Origin of the sequence: Novosphingobium sp. KN65.2 (assembly GCF_001368935.1) — a bacterium.
Classification (GTDB): Bacteria; Pseudomonadota; Alphaproteobacteria; order Sphingomonadales; family Sphingomonadaceae; genus Novosphingobium; species Novosphingobium mathurense.
This window is the reverse complement of the sequence record NZ_CCBH010000203.1, coordinates 1-19,799: the sequence shown is the minus strand read 5'-3', so window position 1 is coordinate 19,799 and position 19,799 is coordinate 1. Positions and strand designations below refer to the sequence as shown.

At 59.1% G+C, this 19,799-nt stretch carries 18 protein-coding genes and 2 pseudogenes; 12 read left to right on the top strand and 8 right to left on the bottom strand.

Annotated features, from left to right (window positions below; genetic code table 11):
- The 5 genes from SPHV1_RS25550 to SPHV1_RS22025 all read left to right on the top strand — a co-directional run.
- On the top strand, nucleotides 1-1,617 hold a 1,617-nt coding region (locus SPHV1_RS25550), incomplete at its 5' end, for a hypothetical protein (RefSeq protein WP_197277779.1).
- Between the two features lie 366 nt (nucleotides 1,618-1,983).
- Nucleotides 1,984-3,309 carry a HEPN domain-containing protein gene (locus SPHV1_RS22040; protein ID WP_054948148.1) on the top strand — a complete coding sequence of 442 codons (1,326 nt, stop codon included), beginning with the start codon at nucleotides 1,984-1,986 and terminating at the stop codon, nucleotides 3,307-3,309.
- A gap of 124 nt (nucleotides 3,310-3,433) precedes the next feature.
- Nucleotides 3,434-3,949, top strand: a complete 516-nt coding sequence (locus SPHV1_RS22035; RefSeq protein WP_156367421.1) for a hypothetical protein — start codon at nucleotides 3,434-3,436, stop codon at nucleotides 3,947-3,949.
- Entirely contained in the window at nucleotides 3,946-4,587 is a 642-nt protein-coding gene (locus SPHV1_RS22030; RefSeq protein WP_054948146.1) for a hypothetical protein, read from the top strand. The genes SPHV1_RS22035 and SPHV1_RS22030 overlap by 4 nt, the downstream gene beginning before the upstream one ends.
- Complete coding sequence (locus SPHV1_RS22025) at nucleotides 4,584-5,153, top strand: hypothetical protein (RefSeq protein WP_054948145.1); 570 nt, start codon at nucleotides 4,584-4,586, stop codon at nucleotides 5,151-5,153. Before SPHV1_RS22030 ends, SPHV1_RS22025 begins: the two co-directional genes overlap by 4 nt.
- Nucleotides 5,154-6,075: 922 nt before the next feature.
- Here SPHV1_RS22025 and SPHV1_RS22020 read toward each other — a convergent pair.
- On the bottom strand, nucleotides 6,076-6,339 hold the full coding sequence (locus tag SPHV1_RS22020; RefSeq protein ID WP_054948144.1) for a type II toxin-antitoxin system Phd/YefM family antitoxin: 264 nt from the start codon (nucleotides 6,337-6,339) through the stop codon (nucleotides 6,076-6,078).
- 522 nt (nucleotides 6,340-6,861) lie between these two features.
- Here SPHV1_RS22020 and SPHV1_RS22015 point away from each other — a divergent pair.
- From SPHV1_RS22015 to SPHV1_RS25545, 3 genes are all read left to right on the top strand, one after another.
- Entirely contained in the window at nucleotides 6,862-7,911 is a 1,050-nt protein-coding gene (locus SPHV1_RS22015) for an IS30 family transposase (RefSeq protein ID WP_054948143.1), read from the top strand.
- Nucleotides 7,912-7,975: 64 nt separating this feature from the next.
- A complete protein-coding gene (locus SPHV1_RS22010; protein WP_197277778.1) occupies nucleotides 7,976-8,626 on the top strand; it encodes a transposase in 651 nt (216 codons plus the stop codon).
- The gene (locus SPHV1_RS25545) at nucleotides 8,611-8,901 is read left to right on the top strand and encodes a hypothetical protein (RefSeq protein WP_197277777.1); all 291 of its coding nucleotides are present in this window, start codon (nucleotides 8,611-8,613) and stop codon (nucleotides 8,899-8,901) included. Before SPHV1_RS22010 ends, SPHV1_RS25545 begins: the two co-directional genes overlap by 16 nt.
- Nucleotides 8,902-9,309: 408 nt before the next feature.
- On the opposite strand, the gene SPHV1_RS22005 is transcribed toward SPHV1_RS25545, so the two are convergent.
- On the bottom strand, nucleotides 9,310-10,317 hold the full coding sequence (locus SPHV1_RS22005) for an aromatic ring-hydroxylating dioxygenase subunit alpha (RefSeq protein WP_054948142.1): 1,008 nt from the start codon (nucleotides 10,315-10,317) through the stop codon (nucleotides 9,310-9,312).
- A 93-nt stretch (nucleotides 10,318-10,410) separates the two neighbouring features.
- On the opposite strand from SPHV1_RS22005, the gene SPHV1_RS22000 reads away from it, so the two are divergent.
- On the top strand, nucleotides 10,411-11,358 hold the full coding sequence (locus SPHV1_RS22000; protein ID WP_197277776.1) for a LysR family transcriptional regulator: 948 nt from the start codon (nucleotides 10,411-10,413) through the stop codon (nucleotides 11,356-11,358).
- 78 nt (nucleotides 11,359-11,436) lie between these two features.
- Nucleotides 11,437-12,393: a helix-turn-helix domain-containing protein gene (locus SPHV1_RS21995; RefSeq protein WP_197277775.1), complete on the top strand. Its 957-nt coding sequence runs from the start codon at nucleotides 11,437-11,439 to the stop codon at nucleotides 12,391-12,393.
- Nucleotides 12,394-12,398: 5 nt separating this feature from the next.
- On the opposite strand, the gene SPHV1_RS25165 is transcribed toward SPHV1_RS21995, so the two are convergent.
- From SPHV1_RS25165 to SPHV1_RS21980, 3 genes are all read right to left on the bottom strand, one after another.
- Nucleotides 12,399-12,680, bottom strand: coding sequence for a hypothetical protein (locus SPHV1_RS25165; RefSeq protein ID WP_156367420.1), 282 nt, complete (start codon nucleotides 12,678-12,680; stop codon nucleotides 12,399-12,401).
- A 116-nt stretch (nucleotides 12,681-12,796) separates the two neighbouring features.
- Complete coding sequence (locus SPHV1_RS21985) at nucleotides 12,797-13,198, bottom strand: hypothetical protein (protein ID WP_369817972.1); 402 nt, start codon at nucleotides 13,196-13,198, stop codon at nucleotides 12,797-12,799.
- Between the two features lie 39 nt (nucleotides 13,199-13,237).
- Complete coding sequence (locus tag SPHV1_RS21980; protein WP_156367419.1) at nucleotides 13,238-14,587, bottom strand: TonB-dependent receptor; 1,350 nt, start codon at nucleotides 14,585-14,587, stop codon at nucleotides 13,238-13,240.
- Nucleotides 14,588-14,752: 165 nt separating this feature from the next.
- On the opposite strand from SPHV1_RS21980, the pseudogene SPHV1_RS21975 reads away from it, so the two are divergent.
- Nucleotides 14,753-15,016: pseudogene (locus tag SPHV1_RS21975) on the top strand (transposase); the annotation flags it as partial.
- 235 nt (nucleotides 15,017-15,251) lie between these two features.
- Here the strand turns inward: SPHV1_RS21975 and SPHV1_RS21970 are convergent.
- The gene (locus tag SPHV1_RS21970; RefSeq protein WP_054948135.1) at nucleotides 15,252-16,304 is read right to left on the bottom strand and encodes an IS110 family transposase; all 1,053 of its coding nucleotides are present in this window, start codon (nucleotides 16,302-16,304) and stop codon (nucleotides 15,252-15,254) included.
- Between SPHV1_RS21970 and SPHV1_RS21965 the strand changes: the two are divergent.
- Nucleotides 16,218-17,120: pseudogene (locus SPHV1_RS21965) on the top strand (IS3 family transposase); the annotation flags it as partial. The gene SPHV1_RS21970 and the pseudogene SPHV1_RS21965 overlap by 87 nt on opposite strands.
- A gap of 23 nt (nucleotides 17,121-17,143) precedes the next feature.
- Here SPHV1_RS21965 and SPHV1_RS21960 read toward each other — a convergent pair.
- Nucleotides 17,144-19,207 (bottom strand): recombinase family protein, encoded by a 2,064-nt coding sequence (locus tag SPHV1_RS21960; RefSeq protein WP_054948133.1) that lies wholly within the window; start codon nucleotides 19,205-19,207, stop codon nucleotides 17,144-17,146.
- Complete coding sequence (locus tag SPHV1_RS21955) at nucleotides 19,197-19,394, bottom strand: hypothetical protein (RefSeq protein ID WP_231634814.1); 198 nt, start codon at nucleotides 19,392-19,394, stop codon at nucleotides 19,197-19,199. Before SPHV1_RS21955 ends, SPHV1_RS21960 begins: the two co-directional genes overlap by 11 nt.
- Nucleotides 19,395-19,799 lie beyond the last annotated feature (405 nt).

Below are 19,799 nucleotides of genomic sequence, written 5' to 3'. Positions count from 1 at the left end.
ATTTTGCACCGCCGTTCTCAAACGGCACTGCACGTTTATGCCAAGGAGCTGCTGCAACGGGAACGAGAACTCACCTTCACACCGCTCGTGTTGCGGAAGGAAGGCCTCGAGGAAATTGTGTTCGAAGGTGGTCGGTTCAAGCTTGATCACGTCATCATTGAGGTGGATCGATCAGGGTTTCGACCGGACGCAATTGTTGCGTTATCCAGCAAGGAATTTGCCGTCGAGTTCAAGGTTGCCCACGCCGTTGATGATGCGAAGCAGGAGAAGGTCGCTGCTGACGATATTCCCATGATAGAAATTGACCTCAACTCCCTGAGGTTTCGGCAGATCAGCATGGAGGAATTGGACGATGCAATCCTTCATGGTGCCGATCGCAAGTGGATACACCATCCCGAACGCGGTAATGGACAGGCCCGTCTGGAGAGCCGGGTCGCTGCCAAGAAAGCGGAGCGCGGCCGGCGCCTCAAATTCCATATCGAGCGCAAGCCGCGTGGCAACGTCGACTACGACTACCATCGGGAGTCACTGGCAGCGCTCGAAGATGCCGGTCTGCTCGACGCGATCGGCATGCCGGTGGATTGCCAACACTGGTTCCGTGTCGGCCTGCCGGTTTGGCAGGCAGCTGTGCTGGCCACGTGCATTGTTGCGCCTTCACGGACCTACGCCCCGGGGGCGAGGATCAAAGTCTGTGGCGACTGGCCGGACTACCAAGGCTATGCCAACCGTCTGCCCGACTGGATGATCCGCAAAGATCTGAGCCCCTATCATTGGAAGAGGCTGGAAGAAGCGGGTTACTCGACATCCAGCTTCGGCAACGCGGATCACGCGGTTTTTTACTACTTGGCTCACCTTGCCGCCACGCAGGAAATCGTAGTGTGGGACCGGAATGAAGAGGCCTTCTTCGTCACGTCAGAGTTGCACGGCCGGGTGTACAGACTTCATGAACTGGGCTGGAAAATCCGCCGAGTGCTTGAAGCCGCAGGCGCCCCCGACCCCAATGAGGTCAAGGCGCGGTGGCTGCACAAATACAATGTCGATGGCGCATCGCCAGCGGAAATCGCCAGCAACGGAGGTGCCCCATACGATCTACTTCTGTCGAGGGTAGATGCACTCGTGCGAATGGCGGACTCATACTATAACCCGGTTGTCGTTGACGACTTATGTGGACTCCCACTTGAGCCGATGCGTCAGAAGCGCTTGACGGAAATCGAAGAGCAGAACGCAAAACTGGCGCAAGCGAAAGCAGTGGCTGCGTTGGCACGCCGAAGTGATCTTGAGAACTCTGCGCGCGAAGGTCTTGGGCCCGATGCCAGGGCTTGGCTTAACCAGAACGTGGCGGACCCAGCCCAACCGATCACAGAATGGGCGAGCGAAACCGACGGCAACCTGGCTCAGGCATTCTCCTTCCTTCGTAAGGCAATTCGAGAGGGGAACGCTCGGTTGGCAGCAGCTGACGCCGTCCAGAACTATCAACGCCAACTCGAAGAAGCTGCCAGGAAAGCCTATCCTGACGAGACACGGGCCGGCCTCTTTGTCAGTTCTTGGCGTGCAAAATGTGACAGCCCGTCGGCGCTGCGGTCAATTCTTGAGAAGCTGCCCAAGACCCGGAGGTAAAGGGCGAAAGCGTCCCCGAGCCGGAGCCGCTTCGCTATCTCCGGCTACCCTTCTGCGACGGACAGGATCGTATGCTGAACGGCAGCTGTCTAGAATAACGATACGGAAAGCAGGCTAACCGCTTCCGGCCCAGGTGGCGCCGTAATTGGCTGCGTGAATGAACGGCGGGTTTCGAGGGCCAAGCGAGGCATCATGAATGTCGCCTTTGTCGGCGGTAAGAAATTATCCCACTGACAGAATCTTAAGGTCAGCAACTCTGGCAAGCATTGCAAGCCTTTCCGTGACGGTATCGGTCGTAGCGCCACGGTGCGAGGGGAGAAGAGGAGTTGCTTGCGGACCAATGGCGTTGGCACCACTTAGGACCTCATGACCACCGCCATTCACCAAGGACACGTTGAGCTAGGAGATTCTCAGCTCGGGGCTACGCTTCGCCTCGAGCCGGGACGCGTCACGCTGGAGATCGCCAGCACCGGCGGTACACCAAACATGCCGGAGCGGCTTGAGATACTCCTATTTACGAGTAGCACGGGCTACTTCACGCTAACCGACCTGTACCGGCACAATCATAGTATGCGGCTCGGCGTTGGCGGTCTGTCGACCTACAGCGCGCGCCTCGCGTTCGAGAGTGCGCACTTTCCGACTCGCGAAGAGATCAGATCGCGCGATTGGTCCATTGTTGTAGGCGACATTGCCAAGATCCTGCACGTAAACGGTGTGATCCAGCAGATGATTTTTCCTGAGGGCGGCGGCGTCATCATGAACTACACGGTGTCGTCGCCCCCATCGGTACCGCTCGAGTGTCCATCCGCGGGCATCACGCTGCGCCTTGGCCAGCACATCAATGCGGGGGGCGATGTGATCAACGGTCCGACCCTAAAGCTGACCTACCCTGCCGATATCGCCTTCCAGGAGGAAGTCGGCGTCGATACTGCACTCCGGCACATGCACAGGATTAGGCAGCTATTTTCTCTCATCATGGGGCGCATACTTCCGATCAACTCGGCGACGTTGAAACTCTCGGGCGAGGGCAATCCCCATGAAGTCGGAATTTTGGGACTGCTCCCCACTGATCCGGCGGATAAGCCCGCCGACCCGCTGCTGACGACGATCACACCCCAGATATTGGCAACCCTCATCGACCGCTGGCTGTCGCGCTACGAAGAACTCGAAGACCCGATTCGCCTCCACATGAGCGGCTTGGAACAACGCCGGCTGCCCATGGAGCTGCGGTTCCAAATTTTTATTCAGGCGCTGGAGGCGCTTCACCGGCGCACCTCGCCAACTTCCACCGACGCCATTGACAGAGACCCGATCCTTGCGACGCTGCGCGAGTGCGGGATTACGAGCGACGTTGTCGACCGGGTCTCGGGCGTGCTCGCTCATGCGCATGAGCCTGGGCTGCGGCAGCGACTCCGTCACTACTGGAGCGAGTTCGAGCCCGAGATCACGACGCTCCGCCCGGCCGAGACCAAAAGGAGCTTCATCGGTCGCGTGGCTGCAACCCGCAACCACTACGCCCACCGTACCGATCGGGATGATCAGGTGCTGGGCGGACTCGACCTTTGGGACGCGACTGAAACGATCAAGTCGTTGTCGCACATGGCGCTCTTGCGGGAAATCGGCGCTGACACTGTCGGAATCGGCCGCACCATGCTCGACCGCCGCTTCGCCGAGTACGCCCTACGAGAATAGCTTCTGCGCGGATGGTAGTAGGTGCCGCGAGATGGGGCACCGCTAGCCCCCAAAGGCGGGCCGGAGGCAACGCCCTGCAAGTGTCGCTAGGATCGGCGACGAGGGCTGATATAGAAACCCTATGGTGACAATTCACGAAAACTGGCCAGATATCGTCACTGCCATTGCGGCGGTGATTGCATTAGTTTTGTCGATTTTCAGTATTCACTACGCACGAGCCAGCCTCTCCTTGTCGAAGGAACAAGATCGCCGCAGGCTCCCCAGGCTGACCAGCGGCTTTCTCCAAGGCTATTACACGGTGGATACGACTAGCGGCGCCCGTGTCTATCGGATCGAAATTTCCGCCACCAATCCGAGTGATTCCGACAATTCGTTAGTGCGGGTCGAGCTTCGCCTGACTTATCGATTGAACGATGGGACCGAAATGACGGCTCGGCTCAGCCAGATGGGTGGTGACAGACAATTGCGGTTGCCAATGCGCATTGCTGCCCATGAAGCGATCGCAGGATGGTGCCACTTTCAGGTGCCCTCCGCGATTGTCACCGGCAATATGATCGACCAGTATGTAGTCGAACTGACGGATACGCACGATCAAATCGCTTCCGTGACACCCCTTATCCTTTCGGAGCGTCCATCGTGATCCGCAGGCCGAAGCTCACCGAAATCCCGGTCTATCATCCACGCGAAGCGACGCCCGTAGAGATCGTCGGAGACGGGGCAATATCCACGGCTGGAGTCGGCGATGGTCGCATGTTGCCGGTGCTGATCCTCGGCACTCAGCAACGGCCCGATATTGTCGAGTATATTCAAATTCACCAGCATGGTGCCCTCGGCGACGTGAACGTGCAGTGGGGCGAAATGCCCGAGTATTCTGATACAGTGATGCTCATCCTGAGCTTCATCCGGCCTGTGCAGATGAAAGTGATTGTGGCCTTCGATCTGCGCCGCAATCATGGCTTCTTGGTCGAGCAAATTCTCTTAACCAACGGCGTTTACATTCAGGCCGGCGCAAGCGGCGACAGGCTCAAGAACACGATGGATCAGCCTCGTATCGTGATTGAAATCCCTGATACGGGGTTCCGTCGGCAATGGGACAGGCTGTTCCTCCAACATACAGTAACGATGTTGCGCGAGCGCGGCTTGGATCGCAAGCAAGCTAAAGCGGCGGCGCCAGAAGCGATTGCCCAGCTTCGCGAAATCGGCGCGTTCCGAATGGGCTCGGCCACGCGCAACAGTGCGCCGGAGGACGACGAAAACGGTGGGGGGACTGGCAAATGAACGATTTATCCGACACCATCGCCTGCCTTGGCTGGGGATCGCTCGTCTGGCAGCCAAAGGAATTGCCGGTCGTTGGTGACTGGCACCATGACGGGCCAGCGCTGCCGTTGGAGTTTGCGCGCCACTCGGGACAAAAGACTGGCGAGGATCGGTTGACGCTTGTGCTCACCATGTCTGGGCCGGTGATTACGACGCGCTGGGCGAGATTGCAGGTGCCGGATATCGAAAGCGCAAGAAGCGCTTTGCGAAAGCGTGAAGGCTGCACATTGTCGGACATCGGCTTCTACCCCGGCGGATCGTCCGGTGAGTTTGCGAGCGAGATTGCCGAATGGGCAAAGGCCAAGAATTTGAAGGGTGTCGTGTGGACGGCGCTCCCTCCGAAGTTTGCCAATGAAGATGGTCGCGTGCCGACCCAGGATGAAGCGCTTGCCTTCCTGTCCGGCCTCACGGGCAAGCCAAAGGCGTTGGCCGAGGAATATGTTCGAATGGCACCGCTTGCGGTGCAAACGCCCTACCGTGCAGCTATTGAGCGCGAGTTCGGCTGGGCCGCGCTCTCGAAGGAGTAGCGCCTTCGTGCGAACCACTACCGTATGAGCGCATAAATGAGGAATACTGCGATAGCCGCGGCTGCATGAAATAAGACGCGGTGGGTTCAAGTACGGAAAGAAGGGTTCGTCCCAGACCACGTCATTCGGCGCGTCGGCCCTGCAATGAACGAAGGACTGCTCTCGGCGAGCTCGTCAGAGCCTGCGAACGTCCGCTCTTCAGGCGGCTGGGGAAGATGCGATGGTTACCGCGCAGTGTCCGGAATCGACACATCGGCTCTCTGAAGCCGCCATTCGGCAAAGTCCCACTAGGGGACATCCGGCGTGCCACGATAGGTCTGCCGAACCTCGCCAAATCGCCGTTAAACCGGAGCTCCGGGGGGACGCATTCTACCCCCGGCGTTGCGCACGCCTTTCGGTTCGCGATGTAAGAATCCTTGACTTGGCGACCTCTGGCCTTGGATGTGCTGTCGTCTCGTTAGCGTGTCAGGGGAGGGCACCCGGCCTCAAGAAGTCCTTTTGACTTGGCTGGCACGGCCTGCGTCATAGGCCGCCAGCCATTTGGTTCGAACAAGATCGTAGAGGCTAGCGGGCAACATGCCGTAGGCTACGTTGCCATCCTTGTCGCCGGACACAGGCCGTAGATCAGGTCCCGGCCACTGGAATCGGTTGGCTTCGGACAAGACAATCCATGAGCGTGCGTCATCTAGACCCAGTCGTGCCTTGGTGCGCGTCGGAATTTCGACTGCAAGGCGGTTATCCGCTGGCGGCGTATGTGTGATGGGGAGCGCCGTCACTATTTGCTGGCCATCCTTGGTTGTGGTGGTGAGTAGGACAGCGCATGGCCGATCCTTCCTGCCATCTTCGACGCCAGCTTTAGCTTCATGGCTCCAGAGAAACGAGTAACGAATTACAAGGCCTGGAACAGGGATTGGAAGCGGCATTAATGATCCCGGGTCTCGTCATCAAACTGCGCGGCCTCGGAAGGTATACGCGCTGCGGCAACGGCGGCGCGGTCGTCTTCGGTGAAATCGCTGAGAGTCATGACCTCGCGATCGCGGCTCTTGAGCCGCAGATACTCGGCATGCGACATGAGGACCAGACTGTCATGGCCGTGATGGGTGATGGTGAGCGGGGATTCGAGTGCTTGGCGGCTGATGCGGCCGAACGACTTCGAGGCTTCGACGGAACTGACAGAATGGTTCATAGCGATTCTCCTACACGGAAAATACGGATTTTACGGAGAAATTGCAAGAACTGGCTGCGACGGGGTTCGATCACATGCAGAGACAGGCCAGCCTTTGGATCCGTGAGCCTTTCCTTATCACACTGGGCACCGTGTAAATTCCTGAAGCTCAGGGAACCAGAGGACACGGATTTCAGCGGGATTTTGGGTACGATATTGCTTGGAGCGCGAACCTGTCATCGGGAAGCTGGGGTTTGAAGAATTCCCCGAAGGCCGGCATCTGCGATGCCTGAGACATTCAGAGTGAAGGTGGCGTTGGTGTCTGGGCTCGCAGTCGCTGGCGCAAAGGTGTGAAGGAACGTTTCCGTCAAAGGCACGCGCCGCGACGATCGCCTGGGCCGTTTCACAGTTCACATGGACAGTTGCGGTGTCATTATTAACATAATGTATATTATCAATCTAGAACGGGTGGGAAGGTGGATTCTATTTCGAAGTGCGAATTCCGAGCATTTTGGGGCCTTGGCCCCCTATCGAGGAAATCGCATGGCACCTCCCTATCGACAGCTTTGCCTGGATGAGCGCGAAACGATTTATCGCATGAACGAAGCGGGTATGTCTGTGAGCGCGATTGCGGAAAGGCTCGATCGACATCGCTCGACAATCTATCGCGAGTTGCGTCGCAATTACTTCTACGACGAAGACGCCTGGTTTCGCGGTTATTTTCCCAATGTTGCCCATCGCATTGCCCGAGAACGTCGTGCGCCCGGCCGCAAACTCCTGCGCCATCCTTTACTCGCAGCTTACGTAATAGAAGGCCTACAGCGCTGTTGGTCTCCGGAGCAGATCGCCGGCAGGCTGCGCCTCGAAGCGCCTTTTTCCCAGCGCGTCAGCCACGAGACCATCTATCGATACGTCTATAGTGCCGAGGGAAAGCGGCAGGACCTTTACCGACATTTGCCCTGGGCGCGCCGTTGTCGCCGCCCACGCCGTGCACGCAAGCCGCGCGGGTTGCAGATTCCGGCTGCCAACGGGATCAAGCAGCGCCCTGCCGAAATTGCCAATCGCCAGGATTTTGGCCACTGGGAAGGAGATCTCATGGCCTTCCGCCAAATCTACGGAAAGGCCAATCTGGCCTGCCTGGTGGAACGCAAGAGCCGATTCGCCATAGTCTGGTGCAATCCGAACCGCGGTTCGGCGGGCATCATGGCGGGCATTTGCCAGCACCTTGCCCCCTTCCCCGATGTCTTGCGACAAAGCGTCACGTTTGATCGGGGGACTGAATTCGCCGGGTTCCGCGCGCTCCATTCCGAATTGAAGATGTGCAGCTATTTCTGCGACCCAAAGGCCCCATGGCAAAAAGGTGGCGTCGAGAATTTCAACGGCCGGTTGCGCCGCTTCCTACCTTCGGACACCGACATTGCCGCGATGGAAGTGCCCCAGATCGAGGCCATCTGCCACCAGCTCAACAGCACGCCACGCAAGTGTCTTGGCTATCGCACGCCCGGGGAGGTCCTTATGCAGCAAGTCAACCTCCCCATACAGCCAAACGATCAGCCGGAGGCGGGGCTCGCCCCGCCTCCGGCTGAATGTTAAAACATCGAACTGCCGTCGCACTTCAAATGGAACTCGCAAGATCGATGCGGACACGCTGGCGAGTTTGTATGCGGCCGGCTACCTGCCGGAAATCTGGACGCCGGACGCAGCGACCGAGCGGATGCGCCGACTTGCTGCTCGGCAATTTCAAATCGTCCGGCACCGCACGCGGATCAAGAACGAGGTGCATTCCATCCTGCACGCTCATCTGATCCCGCGTTGTCCGCATGCCGATCTGTTCAGCGGCGTCGGTCGGGCCTGGCTCTTGCGCCAGCCCGTGCCGGACGACGAGCGTGGTGCCATAGAGCGCCACATTCGCGAGCTCGACCGCTTGGCTGACGATTTGGCAGCCCTCGACAAAGAGATCGCCAGCGACGCGCTCAACGATGACGCAATTGCCAGATTGCTAACCATCACGGGCGTTAACTTGACTGTGGCAGCCGGGATCGTGGCGGCAATCGGCGACATCAATCGCTTCTCGAGCCCGCAAAAACTGGTGAGCTACTTCGGCCTCAACCCGCGGGTACGCCAGTCGGGGCTTGGCGCGACCCACCATGGGCGGATCAGCAAGGTCGGCCGCAGTCACGCGAGGGCGATGCTGGTCGAGGCGGCGTGGGCAGCCGCAAGACGCCTGGGCCGTTGCATGCCTTCTTCGTTCGCATCCGGGCCAAGCGTGGCCACCAAGTGGCGGCTGTCGCCTTGGCTCGCAAGCTGACGGTTCTGTGCTGGCATCTGCTGACCAAGCAGACCGACTATCGTTGGGCGCGCCCTGCGCTGGTCGCCAACAAGCGACGGGCAATGGAACTCAAGGCCGGGAAATCGCAGAAAAAGGGCAACAAGCCCGGCCCAGCCTATGCCTACAACGTCAAAGCGTTGCGCGATCAGGAAATGGAAATCGCCCGCCACGCCGAGCAGGCCTATGAGCAATTCGTAGCCCAGTTGGAGACAAGGCCAAAGGTGCGCGGACGCTCCAAACCGGCAGGGTTGTGACAAGGCGGCCTGACGGAACTCGCAGCCAGGGTTCCGCTCTTCACCACGGAGTCGCCCGCACCATGTCTCCATAGCACATTTTTGTGCGCCGGTTCTTGTCCATCTCATCCGTCATGTTTTGGCTCTGCCGGACCTTGAGCGGCTTTGTGTCCGGCCGGGTCCGCGACACCGCCCTCGGATCACCGTCACCATTACCCTGGCCGGGAAACTCTAACCTGGGCGGTCCAGAGAATGGTGTCGGATCACAAACCGGCGGACTCTCGTTATGATCGCGGGACCAGCGGGGGGCAGGTCACCCGGAAGGCCGTGCCTGGCCAAGAAACCCACAGAACCGTCAGGAGCGCGCATGCGCATCCAGCCGACCCATGAACGGCAAATGCCTGCGCCAAACCCAGGAAAGCTGGGCCTTCAGACAGGCTGTGCGCTGATCAGCTTGCGCAGGCGCCTTCGGGCCAGAACGGCACCTCGGTCGCTTGGCAGGACGAGGGGGTCGAGGTCGAAGAGGTCGGCCTCCCCTACACGCATTTGCTGGGCTTCCAGGATCGGCTTATCTTCATTGACGAAGGCTGCTGTACCCGCATTTTGCATCAAAAGAGTAAAGTCAGCGTCCGCCAGATTGAAATCTCGAGCAAATCCGAAAAAATAGTGGCTTCGCGTTTCGCTTTCCGGTGTAATCCCGTGCAGGGACCACAGGGACCATTCCGGTTCTGACCCCGGCGCAGTGGCGCCGGTTCCCACAACGATCGTGGATGGCGTCAGCCAGTTGGATCGTAACCAGATATCACTCCGGTCCGATGGCAGGTTGGCCCGATAGATGTGGGGCGTTTCCTGATCGCGGGCGATCCATCCCACGGACAGCCCGTCCTTGCTTTCGTCCACCGTCATTTCCGCGTCCGTGACGAAATCGCCGAAGGCCGGATGGACGTAGTCGGAATGCGTGAGGTCGAGCAGATTGTCGACGATCAGCAGCCAGTTCGTTTCCACCGACATGTAGCTGTGAGCCACCGCGCTGGCCGGCAGTGGATCGAGAAAGCTCAAATCAGGAATCATTGCTGAATCGGCGCAGTCCGGGTCACCAAACCACAACCATACACGGCCATATCGCTCGACCGCGGGAAAAGACCGGATGCGGGCACGCTCCGTGATCGGTCCATGCGGATTTCGGACACATTGCCCTGCGCTGTCGAACACGAGGCCATGATAACCGCATGTCACGAGTTCTCCGTCGAACCGCCCGCGCGAAAGCGGTACAAATCGATGGGGGCAGCGATCGACCAGTGCTGCAATCCCCCCGTTTGAACCCCGCGTCAACAGGACCGGCATTCCCAAAAGCGTGCGGGTGAGCGAACCCATTTCCGACAGCTCGTCGCTCCAGGCAGCCTGATACCAGGCCTCATGCAGATATGGCTTTGCCATCAGACTTCTCCCTCTCCTGTGAAAAGCCTAGGCGAGGCCAATCCATCAATTAAGTGCAAATCATTCACGCATCTCATGTATATGGTGCATAATATGAACCTGCGTTCCGTCGATTTGAACTTGCTGCCCATCCTGCAGGCGCTGCTGCGCGAGGGAAGCGTTACAGCCGCTGCCGCAAGTCTGGGCTTGTCGCAATCGGCTACGAGTCATGCACTGACGCGACTGAGGCACGTGTTGCGCGATCCTCTCCTGGTGAAGGTCGGGCGCGGTATGAAGCTGACGCCTCGAGCAGAGCGCCTTCGCGAGAGCGTGAATGCATCATGTGATGCAATCATTCAGGCGCTGTCGCAAGAATCCTTTCACCCTGCCGAAATCGTCCGATCCTTCAAAATTGCCACGCCCGACTACAGCGCTTTAATCGTTGGAAAGACGCTGTTGCCGCAGCTGAGGATGGCAGCGCCGGGCGTCAGCGTTCGGTTCAGCGACGTCGGTCTGTCTACCCGACAACAGATACTCGACGGTTCGTTGGACATGGCCCTGATCGCTCGCATTCCCTCCATCTGCGAGGGGCTTTCCATTCACGGCGGTTTTTTCGAGCAGAAAATCTGCGTGGCTGGCCTGGACCATCCGATCGCTGCAAATGGCAGGGTTACCTTGGCCGAACTGGCGCGGCATGGCCGGCTGAACATCGATTTCGCCAGCTATCTGCTATTGGACAGTGGCGAGGATCAGGCGGCCGAACAGATAAGAGTGGCGCCGTCGCACTTACTGGTCCTGCCCTTTATGGCGGTTGAGACCGGCAGCGTAGCAGTAGTCGGTCGCGCGCTGGGTCTGCTGGCGGCTCGCTACGCTCCAATCCGGGTGATCGAGCTCGATGATTGCGCCGAACCAACAGAGATTTGCCTCGCCTGGAGCCCAGCCAATGATGCTGATCCCGCCCATCGATGGTTGCGCGAACAACTCATTGACATCATGGCTCAGAACTTCGAGTTGACCAGCAAGCAGGTTACCGCTTCCAGTCTGCGGGAGAACCGAACTTGACGCTAGCGACAATGAGTAGCGTGCTGGTCTTGGGAAGAGGCGTTCGAGTAAATCATGCCACAGGAAAGCCTGGCAATAATGGCCGGAGTTACCGACCGTGTAGAGACGGCTGAAAAATGGTCTGGACTGTTTTCCCATCTTTACGGGCCCGTCCGAATATCGTCTCCGAACGACGCGAGCATCGCAGGGGGCATCAGGGTCGTAAATTTGTGGCGAATGAAGCTTTGCCGGATCGCCATAGGGCCCTACCGCATCGGGCTTTCTCCGGCGCTTGCTCGCCCTGGCGAGCATCTCTTCAATGAACTGCGGTTCCAGACGAGCGGAAGCACCCGGTTCGATCAAGATGGCCTGACAATCATGTTGGAGCCGGGCGACTGCCTGGTTCACAATGTTTCGCGCCCCCATAGTTTCTCCAGTGCCCGTCCATCCTCCTATGACAGTGTGATCGTCCCAATCGACCTTATCCGTTTACAAGGTGTGCCCACTGAGATGTTGTGGGCGCGGCAAATCCCGGGTGCTGAGTTGGATGACAATGCCATCACAGCCTACAAGATCGCAAAAACGGTTCTCGAGGATCAACCCAAGCTCCACGAGCCTGCGGCCGCTACAGTGGCCGATGCCATTATCACCCTCCTGCAACATAGTTTCTCCCGGGGTGTCGTAGGCGCCGAAGGACTTACTCGGCCCGCGCTGATGCGTTGGCGAGCGAAGGCCCATATCGAGGATCATCTCCGTGATCCGGAACTGAATATCGGTCAACTATGCACGGTTCTTGGATGCAGCAAACGTTACCTGCATAGGCTCTTCCATGAAGAAGGAAGCAGCATACAGCGATATATCTGGCAGCGGCGACTCGAAAGATGCCGGCAGGCTTTGGAAAACCCGTCGGGTCAGATGAAATCCATCACCGACATTGCATTCTCATGGGGTTTTTCCAGCGCATCGCATTTCACCAGGCTGTTCAAGAACCAATTTGGATTTCCGCCATCCGAATTGAAGGGCCGCAAAGTGACCCGCGGCGAACACGCCCCGTAAAGCCGCTACCGGCCTGGTTCGATTGACAGCAACGTGGTCGTACCGTCTGAACGATGATCTTCCCAGCAATCACCAACGTCATGGGGCTCCATGGTACCTCGATGATCGGGACGGGGAAGAGGCTTGGATATACGCGTGCAGAGTTTGACGCCATCGATGGTCCACGTGCCGCCAAGTTGCTGGCCTTTGTCGTCCACGCCAGTCAGTGTACCGTCGGGATTGTACCACAGCCGAGCATTGCCGCGCGCTGACTTCACCACCAGCGTATTGCCGAAAAGATTATCCATGGGACTCATCCCGATCTCCCTACATGCTCCGGAGATGGACGAAAATGGGTGGAGCAATGGAGAAGGGCGAGAGTCTGACCCTCGCCCTTCCCCCCCAATTCCCGTCTAACGACGGATCAGAAATTGACCCGGGCGCGGACGCCATAAGTGCGAGGTGGACGAAGCATCCCCGCCAACATGCCATCCGGTCCGGCAAGTGCATTGTTGATAAAAGGTGCTCGGAAGGAGGTTGTGAACACCGTGTGATTGGTGAGATTACGCCCCCACAAAGCGACGGACCATTTCTTGTCGGCCGAAGTGTAGGTGAGGTCTGCATCCACCAGCGCATATCCGTCCTGCACCTCCGACGGTAGGAAATCGACCGCCGTATAATAACTGGACGAAAACTGCATCGAGGCGCCCGCTTGAACCGTCGCGCCGTCGGCCAGATCGAAGATATGGTCGTAGCTGACATTCCCGGTCCATGTCGGGGTGCGCACCAATTGAAAGCCAGAACAGTCTATTTGCCCGCCGCCCACGGCGCAACGAGTAACCGGGACGCCGATCGGCGGCGCATTTTAGAGGAAACTGTCATATCTGCTCTTGTTATATTGCACCCCCACGGCGAGACGATCCGCATTCGTCGGCTGGAACACTATGTCGATCATTCCGCCATAGCTCTTGGCCTTGCCGGCATTGGCCGTGATCAGCGTGAAATAGCCGGGCAGGCTCGTTGGCCCCAGATAGGCTTCCTGATGATCCCGGTAATTATAGTAGAAGGCTTCCAAGTTCAGCTGAAGCTTGTTGTCGAGCAAGCGGTTCTTGAGACCGAGCTCGAATGCAGTCAACTTTTCCGCGTTGAACGAGGCCGGCGGCGGAGCGGCATAAAAGCCGCCCGATTTGAAGCCGGTGCTGGCGTTTCCGTAGAGCAGCGATCGCGGCGCGACGTCATATTCGAAACCCGCCTTCCAGGTGATGCTGTTATAGCTATCGCGATCAGCCAGGTTGAACGACAAGGCACATGGCGTCGTTGGAAGGGGCGGTGTGGCGGTGAGATTGTAGCCCGACGGACAGGTCAAATTAGGCGGCAAGGTTGCTGGGGTACGGTAATCGATATTGACGCCGTTTTGGGTCTTTCGCTCATAGGTGTAGCGCAGACCGCCCGTCAGCCTGAACGCATCGGCTATGCTGTAGGTCATTTGACCAAAGACGGCATAGCTGCGGGTTTGCGACCCGTAGTCGGGGATATCTGCTGCGCTGAAACCGGTTTGATTGAAGCGCAGGGTCTTGCCGGACTGGTTGGCCTGACGCTCATCGAAGAAATAGCCGCCGAGAACCCATTTCAGTCCATCGCCCTGATGGGCCAAGCGAACTTCGACGCTGCTCTGCTTGTCCTGCTCATATTCGACGAACTCGTAATTTGGCACGAAGAAGCGGTTGGCCTGCTTGCCGAACCGGTAGGCCGGAAGGATCGTCAGCGTCGCCGGGCCCAAATCCCAATTCAGTTCCGCGCTCACCCCGTATACAGTGCTATCGCGAAAACCGTCACTGCGCGGTAGCGCCCCGGTCATCAGAAACCCCGGTGGCGCGGTATTGGCAAGGACGATGTCACGCCAAGCCTGCTGCGTCGGCCCAGCCCAGGGGTCACCGATGTCACTGTGCATCAACGTGAAGCTAGAGCCCTTGCCTCCGTCATGCTGATAGAAGCCCGTCAGCAGCAACGAAACGTCTTTGCCCGGATCGAACAACAGGTGGACACGGCCAGCCTGGCTCTTTTCGTCATCATAGCCGTCTTCCAGATATCCGTCGCGGCGCGAAAGCTTGCCCGCGAAACGGACGGCAATGCTGTCAGACAGAGGCAAATTCAGGGCGGCAGAACCTCCGATCAGATCGTAGTTCCCGGCATTCCCCTCGATATAACCGCTCACTTCGCCCAACTTCGGCCGATTCGAAATGAGATTGATTGCGCCGCCCGAGGCGTTCCGGCCGTACAGCGTGCCCTGTGGCCCCTTCAGAACTTCGATGCGCGTGACGTGCTCCCCTGAAATGTGACCGATTTTGAGTAGAGTCCGACGCGAAGGAGTCGGACGGATATGAAGCGGAGCAGGTTCAGCGAAGAGCAGATCATCGCGATCTTGAAGGAGCAGGAGGCCGGGATGGCGACGGCGGACGTGTGCCGTCGTCACGGGATCAGCTCGGCGACGTTCTACAAGTGGAAATCGAAGTATGGCGGGCTGGAGGTGTCCGAGGCACGGCGACTGCGCGCGCTCGAGGACGAGAACGCGAAGCTGAAGAAGTTGCTGGCTGAGGCGATGCTGGACAACGTGGTGCTGAAGGATCTGGCGTCAAAAAATGTATGACCCGCCCTGTCCATGCAAGGGTCGTTTGGTGTTGACGGTGCCAGTCTGCACAAATGTATCCGACCTCTCGCGAGTGGACCGCTGTTGCGGCCAGGCCTTGATGAGATCCGCGCGTACCGTTCTCGGATAAATGCTCCGGGCTGTTGGCCCGCTTTTTTGACGGAGCTTACGATACGCTGGTCAACTGTTTCGTCATCACGCTCACGAACCTCGCAGTCTGTAGCGCGTTGGATCAGCCGAAGGCTGGATCCCTCCGCTCGTAACTGGCACCCGGCTTGGTCAGCACAACCCACAGGATGCGGGCGATCTTGGCAGCCAATGCGACAGTGACCTTGTTCTTGTGCATACGGCTCTCCAGGCCATCAAGCCACGGCCCCAGGCGGTCCCGGCTTCGGTCAAGATGCGTCACACAGGATCGGGCTCCGTGGATGATCATGCGCCGGAGGTACTTGTTGCCGCGCTTGCTAATCCCGAGCAGCCTCGTTTTGCCGCCGGTCGAGTACTCCCGAGGAACGAGGCCGAGCCATGCTGCCAAGTCACGAGCTTTACGGAACTGACGACCATTGCCTGCTGAAGCAAGCAAGGCCGTGGAGGCCAAAGGGCCAACGCCTGGCACAGTCATCAATCGGCGCGCCGTGTCGCTGCGTGCGGCTATGGCTTCGATTTCGCGGTTCATTGCCGCAATGCGCTGTTCGAGATCACCCAGTTCACCGAACACCTCATTCAGCAAATGGCGCATGGCAGGGCTGAGCTCATTGCCTTCGTCGGCCAGGACACGCGGCATGTCTGCCTTGAATTTGCCTGCACCTTGATGGATCGCGATGCCATATTCCAGGCAGAAGGCGCGCATCTGGCTGATCAGCCGAGTGCGATGGGCGATCATCCGGTCGCGGACGCGATGGAGCGCCTGCAGGTCGATCTGTTCGGGCGTTCTGATCTCAACGAAGCGCATCGTCGGCCTTGTCACGGCTTCCGCGATGGCCTCCGCGTCGATGATGTCGTTCTTGTTCGACTTCACGAAGGGTTTCACAAACTGTGCCGGCACTATCCGCACCGTATGCCCCATCGCCTGGAGCTTGCGTGCCAACCACTGCGAGCCGGGACACGCTTCCATCCCGACCAGCACCGGGGAAGCGCGTTCAAAGAACTGCAGCACCGTCTCTCGTCTGAACGTCGCTTTCTGGATCGGCGAGTGTTCGGCATCGAGACCGACGACGTGAAAGACCGTCTTGCCGATGTCGATGCCGAACACAGCCGCATCTCTTGGCTTGTTACGTATACTCATTGCATCCTCCTTCTTGATCAGCCCACTTTGAGTGGAAGGACAGGGCGGGTCATCCCATTAATGGTAACGCCCGGCGCTAAGCGGGAAGCCGTCGCCCATGCTCGTGACCATCACGGGCTGAGCGAGCGTCGGGCGTGCAACCTGGTCGGCGTGAGCCGCCGCGTGATCCGGTATCGGTCGTCGCGGCCAGGCGATGGTCCGTTGCGGCAGCGACTGCGCGAACTGGCGACGGAGCGTCGCCGGTTCGGCTACCGGCGCCTGGGCTATCTGCTGGCGCGGGAGGGCATAACGCCCAACCACAAGAAGCTGCTGCGGATATATCGCGAGGAGAACCTGCGGGTCCGTCGCCGCGGTGGTCGTAAGCGTGCCCTGGGCACGCGAGCGCCGATGGTGCTGCCGGATGGGCCGAACCAACGCTGGTCACTAGACTTCGTCTCCGACACCCTGACCTGCAGCCGCCGGTTCCGCATCCTGTGCGTGGTCGACGACTACACGCGGGAGTGCCTGGCGCTGGTGGCGGACACCTCGCTGTCGGGCGTGCGGGTTGCGCGGGAGCTGACGCGGCTGATCGGGATGCGCGGCAAGCCGCATACGGTGGTCAGCGACAATGGCACCGAACTGACCTCGTCGGCCATCTTGCGCTGGTCGCAGGAACGGCGGGTCGAATGGCATTACATCGCCCCAGGCAAGCCGATGCAGAACGGCTTCGTCGAGAGCTTCAACGGTCGCTTGCGCGACGAATGCCTCAACGAGACGCTGTTCACGTCGCTGCCACATGTCCGCTTCGTGCTGGACGCCTGGCGGCATGATTACAATCCTGTTTCATAACACCCATCTGTCTATGCTGTTGTAGGGAATAGGATATTCTGATCGGGATGTGATCCCGCGGGGTGCCTGGGGTTCTTCCGCACCCGGTGAAGAAGGTTTTGGGCTTCCTGTTTTTCGAGATCTGACCGGTTGAATATCCAGGGGCCGTCAGACAATGGGTGCTGCCCTTTGATTTCCCCGGCCTCGGCGGCGAGGCGCAATGTCTTCGGGGCAACACCAATGAACCGTGCGGCTTTGTTCAGGCTGAGCCATGGCTCGTTGCCATCCGGTGCGGGTCGGAAGACTGGGATCTTGTGATGCGACCTGTGCGCTGTAACGCGTTCTCTGGTCCAGCGATTGCCATGTCCGGTCAATAGTCCATTGCGGTTGAGAAGCCCGGCAATCAGATCGTCGCTGGCAATCAACACGAGTTGCCGGATGGCCGCGACAATGTCGCCAGAAGTGCTGTTGCGTTGGCCTCGCCTGCGCTTCGGCAGGCGCATTTCGGTATGGATGCCGCCTATCCAATGAACCATCAGGACGATCTCGGAAGTCGCATCATCGATATCAGCGACGACTTCCTGAATGACGGTGCGCACGATGCGCTTCTTGAGCCGCGCATCCGTCGTGGAAGCCGCCCAAACCGAACGCAGATCCTGGGCGAGTGAAGCAATGCCGGGTTGCATCAGCGGTGACGGTTTCGGCGTCGTCCTATCGTGTGCGCTGATTTTGCTCTCAATTTCGCCCACCAGTTCAAGGGCGCGATTCCAACGGCCCTCCAGTTCCGCTGCAACAAGCCGGTTCTCAGGGTCTGCAGCATCAAATTGCCGGAAGGCTCGATTGGCGGCGTAACGAGCTGCTTCCAGATCACGGCCAAGCGCGTCACGCACCTGATCACGACGACTGGAGGCCTGGGCTTCAGCTTCGGCCGCTGCAGCGATCGCCCCCGGTTCAACGACGCGCAGGATGGCCCCCTCGATTGCATCATCTACGCGCAGCCCGCCAAAGGCGATGCATCGCGGCTCGCCATTATCCAAATGGCCTCTCCAGCACGAATAGCGCGGAATGTTGTGCTTTGTCCCTGTGTAGCGAACCGTGAGCTTGCGCCCGCAGCGCCGGCAACGGAAAAGCCCGGCGAGAAGGGCATCGCCATGCTTGGGCGCGCCGTGATGACGGCTCGTGACTGCATTGTCGCTTACCATCTTGCGAATTGCCTCGGCCCGCTCCCAACTGACATAGCCTTCGTGCGCGTCAGGAATGAGTGCCAACCATTCCTGACGCGCATTGCGCCGGATGGTGGCGGATTGGCCAAATCCGGGCGTCGCGCTTGTCTTACCATAAGCGTAGGCACCGCCGTAAACCGGGTTCTCGATCATTCGGTGGATCGTTGCATAGGTTGGCCTGCGCCACACCGTATCGCCACCGTTGCGCTTGGCAGGCAAATCCAACTCGTGTTCCAGAAACCACATGAGGGCCTGACGAGCGCTGCCAAGTTCAACGACCTTATCGAATACCAGCGTGATGGCTTCCTGCACACGGCGATCAGGATCCTTCTCGAGCCGATCTCCAGCCTTCACAAAACCGACAGGGGCGGCAACGACAAGTTCGCCGCGCCGCGCCTTCTCGTAACGGGCCGAGAGCGAGCGCTGGCGTAGCAGATCCAGTTCATATTCGTTGAGGCTCCCCTTCAAGCCGAGCAATAGGCGGTCGTTACCTTGTCGAGGAGCGTATACGGTCTCCTGATCGATCAAAACGGTATCGACGACGCGGCACATCTCGATGAGCTGCTGCCAGTCCCGGCTGTTGCGGGCAAATCGAGACACTTCCCGCGCGGCTACAGCGCCGATCTTGCCAAGGCAAACCTCGGCAACCATCCGTTCGAAGCCGGCACGTGTTACCGTCCCGGCGGCCGAGCGGCCGAGATCGTCATCGATGATCTCGACGCGGGACCAACCCAGTGAGGTCAGGCGATCGCGCATGGCATATTGCAGAGCGCTGCTCTCCCGGTTGTGTAGAACCTGGTGGGCAGATGACTGCCTGACATACAGGATTGCCTTGCGCTCGAGATGATGCGGCCTGATCTTTTCATGCATCATGATCCGCGCCCTCCCGTGAGTTTGTCGGTTCTCCCGCGATGTGATCGAGGATCAAGCGCGCCATCAGTTGCTTCAGCTTCCGGCGTGTCTCGTCCGGCAAGGTCTGCCACGGCGGCACGGGCGCTGCCTGTCCTTCGCTTGGGATGAGGAACAGGTCGAACTGGTAGGCTGTGGGCTGGCGAGGCATCGGCATCTCTCCGAATCATGTCCTGAGAACCCGATGCTGCGCCGATATTCCCGGATTGCGATGCCGCTCCACCGCCAATCAACAACACAGACAGGGCATCGATCGCTGCCATAGAAACCTGGGGTGTGGAGGCGACAAGCCAGCCAGCACTTACACTCCGGTCGAACATCCAACCCGGCACCTCCAGCGAACGGTCGCAATCACCGCCCAACAGGCTGCAACGAAAGACCGCCGCGCCATTCTTCTCAATCACTTCATGAACGTAAATCTGGCGCCCGGCCCAAGGATGCCAAGGGTAAAGGAGCTCGCGATCACAGGTTCCGTGGGTGTTCTGTCGTCGAGTTGTACAACCACGTCAGGCCGCACTCGAAACTGGGCGGGAGAACCCCCGCCGAGAAAGCCGGC

What these genes read in the sequence shown, in the direction of transcription:
- SPHV1_RS22020 (WP_054948144.1), bottom strand. Translation starts at nt 6,339, where the DNA reads ATGAACCATTCTGTCAGTTCCGTCGAAGCCTCGAAGTCGTTCGGCCGC.
- SPHV1_RS21970 (WP_054948135.1), bottom strand. Translation starts at nt 16,304, where the DNA reads ATGAGTATACGTAACAAGCCAAGAGATGCGGCTGTGTTCGGCATCGAC.
- SPHV1_RS22000 (WP_197277776.1), top strand. Translation starts at nt 10,411, where the DNA reads ATGAACCTGCGTTCCGTCGATTTGAACTTGCTGCCCATCCTGCAGGCG.
- SPHV1_RS25165 (WP_156367420.1), bottom strand. Translation starts at nt 12,680, where the DNA reads ATGGATAATCTTTTCGGCAATACGCTGGTGGTGAAGTCAGCGCGCGGC.
- SPHV1_RS22015 (WP_054948143.1), top strand. Translation starts at nt 6,862, where the DNA reads ATGGCACCTCCCTATCGACAGCTTTGCCTGGATGAGCGCGAAACGATT.
- SPHV1_RS21955 (WP_231634814.1), bottom strand. Translation starts at nt 19,394, where the DNA reads ATGCCTCGCCAGCCCACAGCCTACCAGTTCGACCTGTTCCTCATCCCA.
- SPHV1_RS22040 (WP_054948148.1), top strand. Translation starts at nt 1,984, where the DNA reads ATGACCACCGCCATTCACCAAGGACACGTTGAGCTAGGAGATTCTCAG.
- SPHV1_RS21995 (WP_197277775.1), top strand. Translation starts at nt 11,437, where the DNA reads ATGGCCGGAGTTACCGACCGTGTAGAGACGGCTGAAAAATGGTCTGGA.
- SPHV1_RS22005 (WP_054948142.1), bottom strand. Translation starts at nt 10,317, where the DNA reads ATGGCAAAGCCATATCTGCATGAGGCCTGGTATCAGGCTGCCTGGAGC.
- SPHV1_RS22025 (WP_054948145.1), top strand. Translation starts at nt 4,584, where the DNA reads ATGAACGATTTATCCGACACCATCGCCTGCCTTGGCTGGGGATCGCTC.
- SPHV1_RS21960 (WP_054948133.1), bottom strand. Translation starts at nt 19,207, where the DNA reads ATGATGCATGAAAAGATCAGGCCGCATCATCTCGAGCGCAAGGCAATC.